The organism is Bradyrhizobium sp. HKCCYLS3013, from assembly GCF_051167615.1.
In the GTDB taxonomy this organism is placed as follows: Bacteria; Pseudomonadota; Alphaproteobacteria; order Rhizobiales; family Xanthobacteraceae; genus Bradyrhizobium.
In genome coordinates, this window is the sequence record NZ_JBNPTK010000003.1 from 333,110 (window position 1) to 346,528 (window position 13,419).

Annotated in this window: 12 protein-coding genes; 3 read left to right on the forward strand and 9 right to left on the reverse strand. The window is 67.2% G+C overall.

Annotated features, from left to right (window positions below; all coding sequences use genetic code 11):
- Window positions 1-8: 8 nt before the first annotated feature.
- The 8 genes from ACQR1F_RS08305 to ACQR1F_RS08340 all read right to left on the reverse strand — a co-directional run bounded on the left by ACQR1F_RS08305 (window position 9) and on the right by ACQR1F_RS08340 (window position 9,227).
- Window positions 9-1,049 carry a 2-hydroxyacid dehydrogenase gene (locus ACQR1F_RS08305; RefSeq protein WP_316181789.1) on the reverse strand — a complete coding sequence of 347 codons (1,041 nt, stop codon included), beginning with the start codon at window positions 1,047-1,049 and terminating at the stop codon, window positions 9-11.
- On the reverse strand, window positions 1,042-2,622 hold the full coding sequence (locus tag ACQR1F_RS08310; protein ID WP_434912798.1) for an FGGY family carbohydrate kinase: 1,581 nt from the start codon (window positions 2,620-2,622) through the stop codon (window positions 1,042-1,044). Before ACQR1F_RS08310 ends, ACQR1F_RS08305 begins: the two co-directional genes overlap by 8 nt.
- A gap of 2 nt (window positions 2,623-2,624) precedes the next feature.
- On the reverse strand, window positions 2,625-3,734 hold the full coding sequence (locus ACQR1F_RS08315) for an ABC transporter ATP-binding protein (RefSeq protein WP_434912884.1): 1,110 nt from the start codon (window positions 3,732-3,734) through the stop codon (window positions 2,625-2,627).
- A 15-nt stretch (window positions 3,735-3,749) separates the two neighbouring features.
- Window positions 3,750-4,853, reverse strand: a complete 1,104-nt coding sequence (locus tag ACQR1F_RS08320) for an ABC transporter ATP-binding protein (RefSeq protein WP_434874456.1) — start codon at window positions 4,851-4,853, stop codon at window positions 3,750-3,752.
- Window positions 4,854-4,859: 6 nt separating this feature from the next.
- On the reverse strand, window positions 4,860-5,717 hold the full coding sequence (locus ACQR1F_RS08325) for a carbohydrate ABC transporter permease (protein WP_434899381.1): 858 nt from the start codon (window positions 5,715-5,717) through the stop codon (window positions 4,860-4,862).
- A gap of 11 nt (window positions 5,718-5,728) precedes the next feature.
- Window positions 5,729-6,655 carry a carbohydrate ABC transporter permease gene (locus tag ACQR1F_RS08330; protein WP_434912799.1) on the reverse strand — a complete coding sequence of 309 codons (927 nt, stop codon included), beginning with the start codon at window positions 6,653-6,655 and terminating at the stop codon, window positions 5,729-5,731.
- 104 nt (window positions 6,656-6,759) lie between these two features.
- Window positions 6,760-8,199: an extracellular solute-binding protein gene (locus ACQR1F_RS08335; RefSeq protein ID WP_315804166.1), complete on the reverse strand. Its 1,440-nt coding sequence runs from the start codon at window positions 8,197-8,199 to the stop codon at window positions 6,760-6,762.
- 38 nt (window positions 8,200-8,237) lie between these two features.
- Window positions 8,238-9,227 carry a sugar-binding transcriptional regulator gene (locus ACQR1F_RS08340; protein ID WP_315804181.1) on the reverse strand — a complete coding sequence of 330 codons (990 nt, stop codon included), beginning with the start codon at window positions 9,225-9,227 and terminating at the stop codon, window positions 8,238-8,240.
- Window positions 9,228-9,407: 180 nt separating this feature from the next.
- Between ACQR1F_RS08340 and ACQR1F_RS08345 the strand changes: the two genes are divergently transcribed.
- From ACQR1F_RS08345 to ACQR1F_RS08355, 3 genes are read left to right on the forward strand one after another with little or no spacing between them, the layout of a single operon-like run.
- Complete coding sequence (locus ACQR1F_RS08345) at window positions 9,408-10,682, forward strand: FGGY-family carbohydrate kinase (RefSeq protein WP_434912800.1); 1,275 nt, start codon at window positions 9,408-9,410, stop codon at window positions 10,680-10,682.
- Window positions 10,679-11,548, forward strand: coding sequence for a TIGR01459 family HAD-type hydrolase (locus tag ACQR1F_RS08350; protein ID WP_316237500.1), 870 nt, complete (start codon window positions 10,679-10,681; stop codon window positions 11,546-11,548). Before ACQR1F_RS08345 ends, ACQR1F_RS08350 begins: the two co-directional genes overlap by 4 nt.
- Before the next feature lie 14 nt (window positions 11,549-11,562).
- A complete protein-coding gene (locus ACQR1F_RS08355) occupies window positions 11,563-12,597 on the forward strand; it encodes a class II aldolase/adducin family protein (protein ID WP_434899384.1) in 1,035 nt (344 codons plus the stop codon).
- Here the strand turns inward: ACQR1F_RS08355 and ACQR1F_RS08360 are convergent.
- Window positions 12,536-13,396 carry a glycosyltransferase family 9 protein gene (locus tag ACQR1F_RS08360; protein WP_434912801.1) on the reverse strand — a complete coding sequence of 287 codons (861 nt, stop codon included), beginning with the start codon at window positions 13,394-13,396 and terminating at the stop codon, window positions 12,536-12,538. The two genes, ACQR1F_RS08355 and ACQR1F_RS08360, sit on opposite strands and share 62 nt — an antisense overlap.
- Between the last annotated feature and the right edge of the window lie 23 nt (window positions 13,397-13,419).

Below are 13,419 nucleotides of genomic sequence, written 5' to 3' on the forward strand. Positions count from 1 at the left end.
TTTCGTCGTCAGCAGGGATTGAGCGGCGGCTCGCCGGCCAGATAGCGGCGAACCTCTTCGGCCGCCTGGTCGGCGGCAAAGGTGACGGTGCGCACGGAGGCGCCGGCGATGTGCGGCGTCAGCGTGACATTGGGGAGCTGCAGCAGCGGCCAGTCCGGCGGGACCGGCTCGACGGCGAAGGTGTCGAGCATCGCCCCCGCCAGCCGCTGCGAGCTGAGCGCGTCATGGAGCGCGTGATAGTCGACCAGGGGCCCGCGGGCCGTATTGATCAGGATCGCACCCGGCTTGATTCGCGCCAGCGCGTCGCGATCGATGAAGCCGGTGGTCTCCGCGGTCACGCGGGCATGCAGGCTGATGACGTCGGCGCGCGACAGCAGCTCGGCCAGCGCGACATGCTCGACCCCGTCGTTGCGGTCCTGCGCGCTGAGCTGAACGTAGGGGTCGGTCACCAGGATCTTGCAGCCAAACGCCTTCAACAGCTTCACCACGCGGGTGCCGATCGCGCCATAGCCCACGATGCCGACTGTCATCTCGCCGAGCTCACGTCCCGTGCGATCGGCGCGGTAGAGATCGCCGCGCCACTCGCCGCCCCGCATCGACTCGTGGCCGCTGCGGATCAGCCGGGTCTCCGCGAGCATCGCGCCGATGGTGAATTCCGCCACCGCGCTGGCGTTGCGTCCGGGCGTATTGACGACGAGCACGCCGTGATCGCGCGCCGCCTGCATGTCGATATTGACCGGGCCGCCGCGCGACACCGCGATGAATTTCAGGCTCGGCAGCCGCCGCAGCATCGCGCGCGAGATCGGCGCGAGATGCGTGACCAGCAGGGGCGCCTCGCCGATGAACTCAGCGAGCTCATCAGGGTCGCCCATGAACTCCTTGAGCCCGTCGAGCTTCGAGCCGGCATAGCCGTGCTCCATCGGCTCGTCCGGCCAGGGCTGCTCGAGCATGCGGATGTCGATGCCGTCGCCGCAGATGGCGGTGATGCGCTCGGCGAACACCGAGGGCAGCATGAAGCGGTCGCCGATGATGGCGATGGAGCTAGACATGATCGGCACCCGTGCGCTGCGCGGCGAGCTGCTTCCAGACCGGCCGCGCCGCGAGGCGGGCGTCGACATAGGCCGGGAACAATTGCGCATAACGTTCCGCCAGCGCCGCATCCGGCGCTTGCGGCTCATCCAGATACGGTCTCACCCACTCCTCCGCGCAATCCATCATGTCCGGGTAGAGCCCGGTCGCGACCGCCGCGATCATCGCCGCGCCCGATGCGCCGGCCTCCTCGCGACGGCAGACTCGAATCGTGCTGCCAAGTGCCGCGCCAAGAATGGCGCCGAGCGCGCGGCTGCGCGCCGCGCCCCCGGTCAGGCGAATTTCCCTCGGCAGCGGTCCCATCGCCGCGTAGCAGTCGCGTGCGGCGAAGGCCAGTCCCTCCATCACGGCGCGCATCAGATCCCAGTAGCCGTGGCGGATGCGCAGGCCGACCAGTTGGGCGGACGCCTCGTGGGACACGAAGGGGCCTCGTTCGCCGGCGTCGGAGATGAACGGATGATACAGCAGCTCGCCCACCTTCGCCGCGAGCACATGCTCGTCGAGGCGCCGGATCAGATCATTGCGCGACCTCGCGATGCCTTCCATGGCGAGCACGCCGCGCGCGACATCGAGCAGCCAGTCGATGTTCAAGGTCGCAGCCATGGTCGACTGCATCTGTGCATAGTGACCGGGCACCGGGAACGGCATCGTATAGCCGGTCGCCTCGGCATTCAGCTTGACCGCGTCGGCGCCGTTCACCAGCCGCATGTGCATGCCGGTCGAGCCGATGATGGTGCAGCCGACGTCGGGTGCGGGATCATACAGCCCACCACCGAGCGCATTGCAGATCACGTCGACATAGCCGAGCGACACCGGCACGCCATCGGGCAAGCCCGTCTCGGCCGCGGCCGCCGCGGTCAAGCCATGCGTCGTCGTGACACCATCGACGACATCTGGAAACAGGCGCGCGGAATCGGCAATGCCGACGAGACGCGCGGCTTCGCCGTCGAAGCCGCGCCTGCGAAAGTCACCGCAGGAGAACGTCGCTTCGGACGGATCGGTCGCCCTCTTGCCGGTCAGCTTGAAGTAGAGCCAATCCTTGCAGTGGAACGCCGTGCCCGCGCGTCCCAGCAGCTCCGCGTCATGCGCCTGCAGCCAGGCCAGTTGCGGCCCCTGCTGGCAGGCGTTGAGCCCCGATCCGGTGCGCAGGTAATGCGCGGCGTTGCGCTCGCCGCCTCGGAAGGTCTCAACGAAGCCTGCCGCGCGCGAGTCGAGCCACAGCAGCGCGGGCGCGACTGGACGGCCGTCCGCGTCGATCAGCCAGGTGCCGTCGCCCTGCCCGGTCACGGCGATCGCGGCGACGCGACGGGACAGGTCCGGCAGCGCGCCGCCCAGGCCGCGCAACGCCGCGACAGTGTCGGTCCACGTCCGCTCCATGTCCTGCTCGACACGACCACCGGGCAAGGTGGTGTAGCTGTTCGGAATCGCGAACTCGCCGAGCTGGCGGCCATCCCGCGCAAACGCGACCGCCTTGATCACCGAGGTCCCGGCGTCGATGCCGATGATCACGTCGCGGGTCGCAGCCGAGGTCATGGTCAGCGCGCCTCCGCGTGGCGGACGCAGATGCCGTCGGCGCCGAAAATGTGGAGATGGCGTGACTCCAGCGCGCAGGGCACGACATCGCCCGGCCGCGCCGCGATCTTGCTCGATGTCACCGCGACCAGCAGATGACCGGCGCATTCGCCCGCAATGTGCGACTGATCGCCGAGCCACTGGTTGGAGACCACGCGCAGCCGCGCCTCGCCGCTGCCGATCGCGATCCGCTGCGGCCGGATGCCGACCTTGATCCGATCGGCCTGCGCCAGTGCCTGTTGTCCCGTCACGTCCAGCGTCTGCCGGGGAATTTCAAACGCCATCTCGGAACCCACCGCCAGGCGAAACCTCGCTTCGTCCTGCGTGACCACAGTCTCCAGCAGATTCATCGGCGGCTCGCCGATGAAGCTCGCGACGAACAGATTGGCCGGACGGTTCTTCAGCTCGCGTTCCCCAGCGAACTGCTGCAGCACGCCATCCTCCATGACGGCGATGCGATCAGCGAGCGCGCTCGCCTCGGTCTGGTCATGGGTCACGAAGATCGCGGTCATGCCGCGCTCGGCGAGCAGGCCCTTGATGCGGCCGCGCAGCACGGCGCGGAGCTGCGGCTCCAGCTGCCCCATCGGCTCGTCGAGCAGATAGAGGTCCGCATCGCGCACCAGCGCGCGCGCCAGCGAGACGCGCTGCTGCTGGCCGCCGGAGAGCGCGCGCGGGTGGTGATCGAGGATGTCCTCGATCTCGACCAGACGGGCGATGCTGTCGACACGATGCGTGATCTCCGCGCGCGACAGCTGCTGTGCCTTCAGCGCAAACGCGATGTTCTCGCGCACGGTCAGCGGCGGATACAGCGAATAACCTTCGAACGCCATCGCCACCTTGCGCTTCGCCGGCGCCAGATCATGGATCGACCGCTGCGCCAGGGCGATGGAGCCCGCGCTCACGCTCTCGAAGCCGGCGATCATGCGCAGCGTCGAGGTCTTGCCGCAGCCGGAAGAGCCGAGCAGCGCGACGATCTCGCCGGCCTTCACCTCCATGTCGAGCGCGCGCACCGCGTGAACCGGCGCCTTGCCTCGACGGTGATAGACCTTGTCGACGTTGCGGATCTCGAGCATGCCCATCTCACATCCTCACGCCGCCTGCCGCCGCGGCAAGACACCAATACGGTTTCCCGTCGCATGGTCGAACAGCAACGCAGATTCGGGCGCGAACCGCACGAACACGTCCTCGTCGGCGCCGGCTTCCAGCGCCTCGGGCGCCAGCGCCGCCAGCCACTCGGATCCGTCAGCAAAGCGCAGCAGCACCACGGCACGCTCATGAATCGGGGTGACGGCGACGGTGCGCGCCGGGATCGCGCCTTCACCGCCATGGCGCGTCACCGCGACATCGTCCGGCCGCACGCCCAGCCAGCAGCGCTCCCGCGCATCCGCCGGCAGATCGTCGACATCGAGCCGGACCTGCGTCCCGGCGATAGCCGCTATCAACCGGCCCTGCTCCACCACCGGCACGACCTCCGAGAGATTGATGCTGGGATCGCCGAACAGCCGCGCCACCGCAACCGACGCGGGCCGCGCATAGATCTCCTCCGGACGCGCCACCTGCACCAGGCGGCCATTGATCAGCACGGCAATGCGATCGGCGATCGCCATCGCCTCGCGATAATCCTGCGTCACATAAAGCACCGCCGCAGAGCTCCGGCGCAGCAGGCTCGGCAGCTCCAGCCGCATCTCGTAGCGCAGCTTGGCATCGACGTTGCGCAAGGGATCGTCGAGCAGCAGCACCTCAGGATTGCCGATCAGAGCGCGCGCCAGCGCGGTGCGCTGCTTCTGGCCGTTCGACAGTTCGCGCGGCTTGTGGCCGAGCACGTGCTCGATCTTCAGGAGCCGGCTCATCGCCGCAACTTTCGCGGCGACGTCGGCGCTCCCCGTCGCGCGCAGGCCGCTGGCGATGTTGTCGCGGGCGCTCATATGCGGAAACAGCGCAAAGTTCTGGAACGCCATGCCGATGCCGCGCTGCTCCGGCGCCGCATCGACGATCGAACGGCCCCCGACCAGGATGTCGCCCGCATCAGGCTCGAACATGCCGGCGATCATGCGCAACAGCACGGTCTTGCCGCTGCCGGACGGGCCGAACACCGCGACGATCTCGCCGGGCTCGACCGCGAGCGACACGCCCTTGGCGCAGCTTGCGGCGCCGAAGCTCTTGTCGACCGATTGGAGTTCGAGACGGGCCATGTATCCTCAACCCTTCACTGCACCGAGCGAGAGACCTTCGACCAGATAGCGCTGCGCATAGAGCGCGAGCAGCAAGGTCGGCGTCACCGACAGCACGATTGCGGCTGCGATCTGGCCATACTGGATGCCGGACGCCGTCACGAAGGCGAGCGCGCCCACCGTCACCGGCTGCTTGTCGGCCGAGGCCAGGATCAGCGCGAACACGAAATTGTTCCAGCAGAAGATGAAGGACAGCAAGCCCGCAGCCGCGATCCCGGGTCCCGCCAGCGGGACGGCGATCCGGGTGAACGCCTCGCGCCAGGAATGCCCCGCCAGCCGGTAGGCGTGCTCGATGTCGGGGCTGATGTCCTCGAAATAGCCGCGCACGATCCACAGGATCAGCGGCAGCGCGATCAGCTGATAGACCCAGACGATCCCGAAATAGGTGTCGTTCAATCCGAGCTGCTGGTAGTACAGCGACAACGGCAGCAGCACCAAGAGCGGCGGCGCGAAGCGGAACGAGAGCAGCGTGAAGGCGATGGTCTCGCCGAGCCGGAACTTGAACCGCGCGAACGCATAGGCCGCGGGCACGCCGAGCAGCAGCGCCAGGATCACCGAGGCGCTCGACAGGATGAAGCTGTTCATGAGGTTACGCATGAACGAGATCTGCAGATTGCCGGCTGCCGTACGGAGCTGTCCCGAGATCAGCGCCTCGTAATTGGCGAGCGTCGGCTCGAACAGGATGCGCGGCGGGATACGCAGGATCTGCTCGTTGCTCTGGAACGACATCATGAGGATCCAGACGATCGGGAACATGAAGAAGACGAGCACCAGCGCGAGCGCAATGCCGCGGAAGATGCGCCCGGCGAGACTGGAATGATCCATCGGCGGCCTCCTCAGGCGTGACCGTGGGCGCGTTCGCGCAGCCGCAGCCAGTTCTTGATGAAGATGTTCGACAGGATGTTGGTGATCAGCCACAGGATCATCAAAAGCGCCGCCGAGCGTCCGACATTGGTGTACTGGAAGAATTCGAGGTAGGCCTGGACCTGGAACACCATCAGCCGGTCGCCGGGCCCGCCTTGCGTCATCGCATAGACGATGTCGAACTGCTGGATCGAATCGAGCAGCCGGAACAGCGACGCCGTGATGATGTAGGGCGCGAGCATCGGCAAGGTGATGCGGAAGAACACGAAGCTCGTCGGCACACCGTCGAGCGCCGCCGCCTCGAACGGCTGTCGCGGCAGCGAGCGCAGGCCGGCCAGCAGCAGGATCATGATGAACGGCGTGTAGACCCAGACGTCGACCAGCACCACCGTGAACAGCGCCGTCGACGGATCGGACGCCCATTTGAAATCATGCGCGCCGAACAGGCCGACCAGATAGGACAGAATGCCGAAGCTCGGATTGGTCATCAGCTTCCACATCAGGGCCGCGATCGCCGGCGCCGTCATCAGCGGCAGCAACAATGCGATCGAAACCGCGTTGTGAAAGCGCGTCGGCCGGCGCAGCAGAAGCGCGATGCCGAGGCCGAGCAGCAGTTCGGCGATCACGGTCACCGCGGTGTAGACGAGCGAGATCCGCAACGTGTTCCAGAACGCAGGATCGGACAGGAAGTCGATGTAATTGTCGACACCGATGAAGCCGCGCAGATACGGCAGGTTGAGCCGGTAGCGCTGCAGCGAATAGATCGCCGCGGTCACGAATGGCACCAGGATGGCGATGCAGACCAGCAGCGCCGGCAGGCTCAGCAGATATGGCAGCAGCCGTCCGCGCCATCTCTTCGCGCGGCGCGGCGCCGCGTTGGTTTCGACAAGTTCAGCCATGCTCATGACAGGCGTGATCACACATTCGCGGTGGTGGGCCGGTCCGGACGCCCGTGGGGGAGCGGCCGGACCGGCGGGTGGTCGTGGAGAGTCCGCGTCCAGCCTCAGCCGAGGCCGGCCTGCTTCAACTGACGGTTGATGCTCTCGGCCAGCTTGTCGAGGCCCTCGTCGACGCTGATCTCCTTGGCCACCATCTTCTGCAGCGACGCCGCCCACTCCGTGGTGAGGTCGAAGAACAACGGCTGCGCCGTGAAGTAGATCTTCGCACCGGGGGCCGAGAGGTCATGCTGCTCGAGATAGCCGGGATAGGACTTGGCGATGCGGTCGCGGAATTCGCTGTCCTTCCACACAGAGGCGCGGACCGGATTGACGAAGTCCATCTTGCGGGCGCCGAACAGATCATGCTCGACGGAGGCCGCCCACTGCATGAACGTCCAGGCCGCATCCTTCTGCTTGGAGAAGCTCGACATCGCCAGCGACCAGATCCAGACGTTCGGCGTCGGCGCCTTGGCGGCCGGATTGGCTGCAAACGGCGCGTAGCCGAGATTGCCGCGCTCCTTGTTCTCGCCGCCGTTCATGAAGTAGCCGAGAATGTCGGCGTCGAAGATCATGCCGGAGGCGCCGGCGCCCAGATCAGTGCCGACCTGGTACCAGGTGTAGGTCGACCAGTTCTTGGGGCCCGAGCCCTGGATCATCCTGACCCACTTCTCGTGGAAGTCCTTCGAGGCCTTGGTGTTCATCGCGGCCTTGAGCTTGCCGCCCTCCATCACGAAATCCTTCTGGCCGAAATTGGCGTAGGCCGATAGGAAGCCCGGATGGATGGTGGCCCAGGAGCGCGAGCCGCGCACACCGACGCCGTAGGGACCGCCGGCATCCTTGGTGATCTTGGCCGCGACGTCGAGCATCTCGTCGAGGTTCTTCGGCGGCTTGACGCCGACCTTGTCGAATATCTTGCGGTTATAGGTGATGTTGTTGAGCTCGTAGCCCCACGGGATGCACCACTGCTTGGCCTTGCCGGAGCCGAGCTCGGAGCCGGCGACGCCATCCCAGGCCGTCGACGACCGCAGGCCGGGCAGCACGTCGTCCCAGGCGAAGGCCGGATTGGTCTTGGCGGGATCCTTGATGTAGGTGTTGAGGTCCTCGATCCAGCCGGCCGGACCATAGGTCCAGGTCATGTAGGCGCCGGTCATGAAGGCGTCGTACTGGTCGGACTTCGACGACAGCGCCGCCGTCACCTTGTCGAAATAGACGTCCTCCGGGAAGATGTCGTAGGTGACGTTCATGCCGGTGAGGCTCTTGAACGCCTCGATGTCGCCGATCATCGCATCGACGTAAGGATGCTTGTTCAAGAGCAGCTTGACGGTCTTGCCGCTATGCGCCTTCCAATTGAAGTCAGCGGCCATCGCCTTCGACATCGCGGACGCAAAGGCGGCATTGGCGGCGACACCGGCAATGCCGAGCTTGGCGGCACCGTCGAGCAGATCACGCCGGCTGATGCGCTTGCCGGCATAGGACGCAAAGAGATTCTTCTCACGATCGTACATTCAACCCTCCCTTTGTTTCTTGTAGAGACGTGTTCGCGTTACCTGCCCTTCCGACTCTTGTTCTTGGAGTTGCCAGATGTCTTCTCCGGCTTGTCAGTCGCCAATGCCTGAGCGGTCGCCTCGTCGATGATGAGGCCATTCAGGAAGCCGCTGCGCAGCACAGCGCGCAGGGCCGTGATCTTCGCCTCGCCGCCGCCGATGGCGACGATGCGGTGTTTCTTCAGATCGGCAGCGGCCATCGAGGTGGCCCGCGCCGAAAGATCGAGATCGAGCAGCTCGCCCTGGGCGTTGAAGAAATGCCCGAGCAGGTCGGCGCAGGCGCCGGCGCGCTTCAGCTCGACGACCTCGTCCGGCTTGATCATGCCGCTCGACACCAGGAAGCCGTCGGCATGGATCTGGCCGATGCCGACGAACAGCAGCGAAGCCTTCTGCGCGAGAGCAAACACGTCGGCAATGCCGAACTGCTGCATCAGCACGCGGCGGTCGGCGACGGAGTTGGCGAACACGGGCACCGGCAGCAGATAGGCTTCGGCGCCGGTGCGCTCGGCCAGGCGATGGATCACGTCGAACGGATTGGCGGCGAATTTGCGCGTCAGGCCACCGAGCAGCGACACGAACTGCACGTCGCGCGCCGGCGTCTGCGGCAGTTGCGCCACCACGGCCGCGAGCGTGCGGCCGTGGCCGACACCGATGATCTTGTCGTCGCCGCGCTCCAGCACCTGGCGCAGGAAGCTCGCGCCCTCCAGCGCCAGCGCCTTCAGCGGCAGGTCGCCCTCGCCGAGATCCGGCGCGACACGGCAGAAGTCGAGCCCGTAGCGTTCGGCCAGCGCGTTCTCAAGTGCGACGCATTCGGCGACGGGACCCTCGACGAAGACACGGATCATGCCCTCGCGGCTGGCGCGCGCGATCAGGCGATGCGCCTTCGTGCTCTGGATGTTGAGCCGATCGGCGACCTCCGACTGCGTCAGCCCGGCCGCGAAATACAGCCATGCGGCGCGCGTCGCCAGCGAAGCCTCGCCGTCCACCATCGACGCCCTGTCGGAAGCTGTCGTCACGCTTGAATGCCTGCTTGCAAATTTCTTCACACCTTGCAAAAAATTGCAGACGGCGATCCGGCCGTCAATCCCCCAAACGTGCTGCAGCGCGTCAGGGATGACGCGCCGGGCAAGCACAGGCATGCTCGCCGGCGCACAACGGGATGAGGTCGCATGACGGAGTTGTTTGTCGGCATCGACGTGGGCACGAGCGGTGTGCGCGCCTGCGCCGCCGACGCGAGCGGCGAGATCAAGGGCGCAGCCGCAGTTCCGCTCGCCGCGCCGCGCCAGGACGGCAACGCCGTCGACCAGGATCCCGAGCTGTGGTGGCAGGCGACGGTCGCAGCGCTCGACAAGCTCGGCAGGATCGTCGATCTCGGCGCCATCGCGCGCATCGCGGTCGACGGCACCTCGGGCACCTTGCTGCTGATCGACGCCGACGGACGGCCCCGCTCGCACGGACTGATGTACAACGATGCGCGCGCGGTCGACGAAGCCAGGCGGATCGCCGCGGTGGCGCCGCCCGAGAGCGGCGCGCATGGCACGAGCAGCCCGCTCGCCAAGCTGCTGCATCTGCTCGCCTCCACCAGCGGCGCGCGGCACGCCGTGCATCAGGCCGACTGGATCGCCGGACGCCTCGCCGGCCGCCACGGCGTCAGCGACGAGAACAACGCGCTGAAGCTCGGCTATGATCCCGTCAGGCGCGAATGGCCGCGCTGGATCGATCAGCTCGGCGTTCCCCGCGACGTGCTGCCGAGCATTCTGGTGCCGGGCACGCCATTCGCCGACATCGATCCGTCGACCGCGCGCGCGCTCGGTCTGTCGCCGTCGGCGCGCATCGTCGCCGGCACCACCGACGGCGTCGCCGCCTTCATCGCCACCGGCGCCGACACGCCAGGCGATGCGGTGACCTCGCTCGGCACCACGCTGGTGGTGAAGCTGGTCGCGACGCAGCCGATCTTCGCCGCCGATCAGGGTGTCTACTCGCACCGCCTCGGTGACAAATGGCTCGCCGGGGGTGCATCGAATTCCGGTGGCGCCGCGCTGCTCGCGCATTTCACCGCCGCCGACATGGACCGCATGACCCCGCTGCTGCGCCCGGACGAGCCCACCGGGCTCGACTACTATCCGCTGCCCAAACCCGGCGAGCGCTTCCCCATCGCCGACCCCGCCCTCGCACCAAAGATCACGCCGCGCCCGGCCGAGGATCACCGCTTCTTCCAGGCGCTGCTCGAAGGCATCGCAAGCGTCGAGGCGATGGCCTATCAGCGTCTCCAGGCGCTCGGCGCGCCGGCGCTGCGGCGCGTGATCAGCATCGGCGGTGGCGCCCGGAACGACGCCTGGACCGATATCCGCCGGCGCATCATTGGCGTGCCCGTCAGCGTCGCCGCGCAGACCGAAGCGAGCTACGGCACGGCGCTGCTGGCGCTGCAGGGACCGCCGCAATGACGGCGGCAGCGTGCGAGATCAGCGGCCTGTCCGCCATCGCCGAGCGGTTCGATCACGTCCTGCTCGATCAATGGGGCACGTTGCATGACGGCAGGACCGTGCTTCCGGCGGCTCACGACTGCGTCCTGCGGCTGCGCGAGGCCGGCAAGCAGATCCTGGTGCTGTCGAACTCCGGCAAGCGCGCGAGCGCCAATGCCGAGCGCCTCGCCCGGCTCGGCCTGCCGCGCTCGGCCTATGACGGCATTCTCACCTCGGGCGAGGTGACCTGGAGCGGACTACGCGACCGGACGCGCGCGCCGTTCACCGATTGCGGCAGCGCCTGCTTCCTGATCACCAGGGGCGGCGACTGCTCGCTGATCGACGGGCTCGATCTCGTCCTCGTGACGGATATGCGGGACGCCGACTTCATCCTGCTCGGCGGCCTCGATGACGACCTCGCCGAGCCGGACCTCTGGCGCGACCGATTCACCGGAGCAGCGGCACGGGGCGTGCCGATGATCTGTGCCAATCCCGACCTGATGATGTTCGGTGCAGCCGGCCTCGTGCCGGCACCCGGCACGCTGGCCCGCGCCTATGAGTGGCTCGGCGGCCCGGTGAGCTTCGTCGGCAAGCCGTATCAGCCGATCTTCGCGGCTGCGCTGGAGCAGCTCGGCGATCCGGATCCGCACCGCGTGCTGATGATCGGCGACTCGCTCGACCATGACGTCGCCGGCGCCCGCGCCGCAGGCCTGCAGAGCCTGCTGCTCGGCGATGGCGTGCATCGCACGACCTTGGCCGGCGCGCCCGACCTGGCTGCGGCAACGCGCAAGCTCGCAGCTTCGCCCGGCCGCATGCCGAACTGGACGATGCAGCACCTTTCTTGGTGAGAAGGAGATGCGAAATGCGCGAGCCAGCCGAGCTTCAGGAGTTGCGCCGGATGTCGGCGCGGGTCGGCCGCAACATCGAGCTGGTGCAAGGCGCCGGCGGCAACTCCTCGCTCAAGCAGGATGATGTGCTGTGGGTGAAGGCGTCCGGCACCTGGCTTGCCGATGCCGACGCGAAGGACATCTTCGTGCCTGTGCTCCTGCCGGCGGCGCGCGACGCGCTCGCCGCTGACGACGAGCGCATTCCGCTGGCCGCTCCCGGTCCCCTGCGCGCCTCGATCGAGACCGCGCTGCATGCGCTGCTGCCGCACCGGATCGTGCTGCACGTGCACGCCGTCAACACCATCGCCTGGGCGGCGCGGCGCGATGCGCGCGATGACTTTGCGGCGCGGCTGGACGGGCTCGCCTGGCGCCATCTCGATTACTTTCATCCCGGGCTGCCGCTGGCGCGCGCAGTGAGCGCCATCGTCGCGCGCGACCGCATCGACGTGCTGACCCTCGGCAATCACGGCCTCGTCGTCGGTGCCGAGAGCTGCGATCAGGCCGAGGCGCTGGTCCATGACGTCGAGCACCGGCTGGCGCTGCCGGTACGCCCGGCGCCTGCTGCCGACGCAGCGGCCTTGCGCCGTCTGTGCGCCGGCACCGCCTATCGCCTGCCGCAGGATGCTGGTAGCCACGGCATCGCCACCGATCCGTTCAACCGCGCCATCGCGACCGGCGGCTCATTGTATCCGGACCACGTCGTGTTTCTCGGCCCGGGCCTGCCGACGATCGAGAGCGCCAGCGACCTCGCCACGCTGCTCGCGCGCGCCGAAGCGAGCCGCCTGCCCGCGCCCGTCGCAGCGCTCGCGCCGGGTCTCGGTGCCATCATCCGCAGCGACGCTAGCCCGGGCGCCGAGGCCATGCTGAGCTGCCTCGCGCTCGTGACCAGCCGCCTGCCGCTATCGGCCGATATCGGCTATCTCTCCTCGCAGCACGAGCAGTTGCTGCTCAACTGGGACGCCGAACGTTACCGCCAGCAACTGACGGCAAGCCGCCAGTCGTCGAATTGAAGCGGCGAAGGATCACGCGATCATCGCTCGAGACCGGCGGGGACGACGCCCTCGCCACGATCCGTTCACGAAGCGCATCTCCGACCTGATCGATGACCTCGCGCCAATCGCGCCTTTCGCGCTGACGGAACAGGCGCATGCGCGGGTACCAGACGCTGTCGTCACGATCGAGCAGCCAGCGATAGTCCGGCGTGTACGACAGGAGCGTCCAGGTCGGACAGCCAAGCGCGCCGGCGAGATGAGCGACACTGGTATCGACCGTGATCACGAGATCCAGACATGAGATCAGCGCGGCGGTATCGGCGAAATCGGCAAGTAGACCCGACAGGTCCACGATCCCGCTCGCCTCCTGGAGCACGGCCTTGTCTTCGGCCTTCGGCTCCTTCTGCAGGCTGATGAACGCCGCATCCTCGCGGAGCAGGCTGGAAAACATGCGCAAGGGGATGGAACGATTGTGGTCGTCGAGGTGGTTGGGATTGCCTGACCAGACCAGGCTGATCCGCAATTTCTCCGGGATGCCAAGGCGCTCCTGCCAGAGTTGGATCCGATCGGGATCAGGCGCCGGCAAATAGGACACCGGCGCTGGAATCGTGGCCAGTGTCGTCCGAAAGGCAAGCGGCAGGCTCATGATCGGACACTGGACATCCACTCCCGCAAGTTCGCTGGCCTCCGCGACCGGAACACACTGCGAAATGCCTGGCATCTTCGACAACAGCGGAAGCAACGACTCTTGAACGGCGAGGATCACGCGCGCGCCCAGCGCTGCGACCATCGGGACGTAGCGGACGAACTGGATCATATCGCCCAGTCCTTCATCGGCGG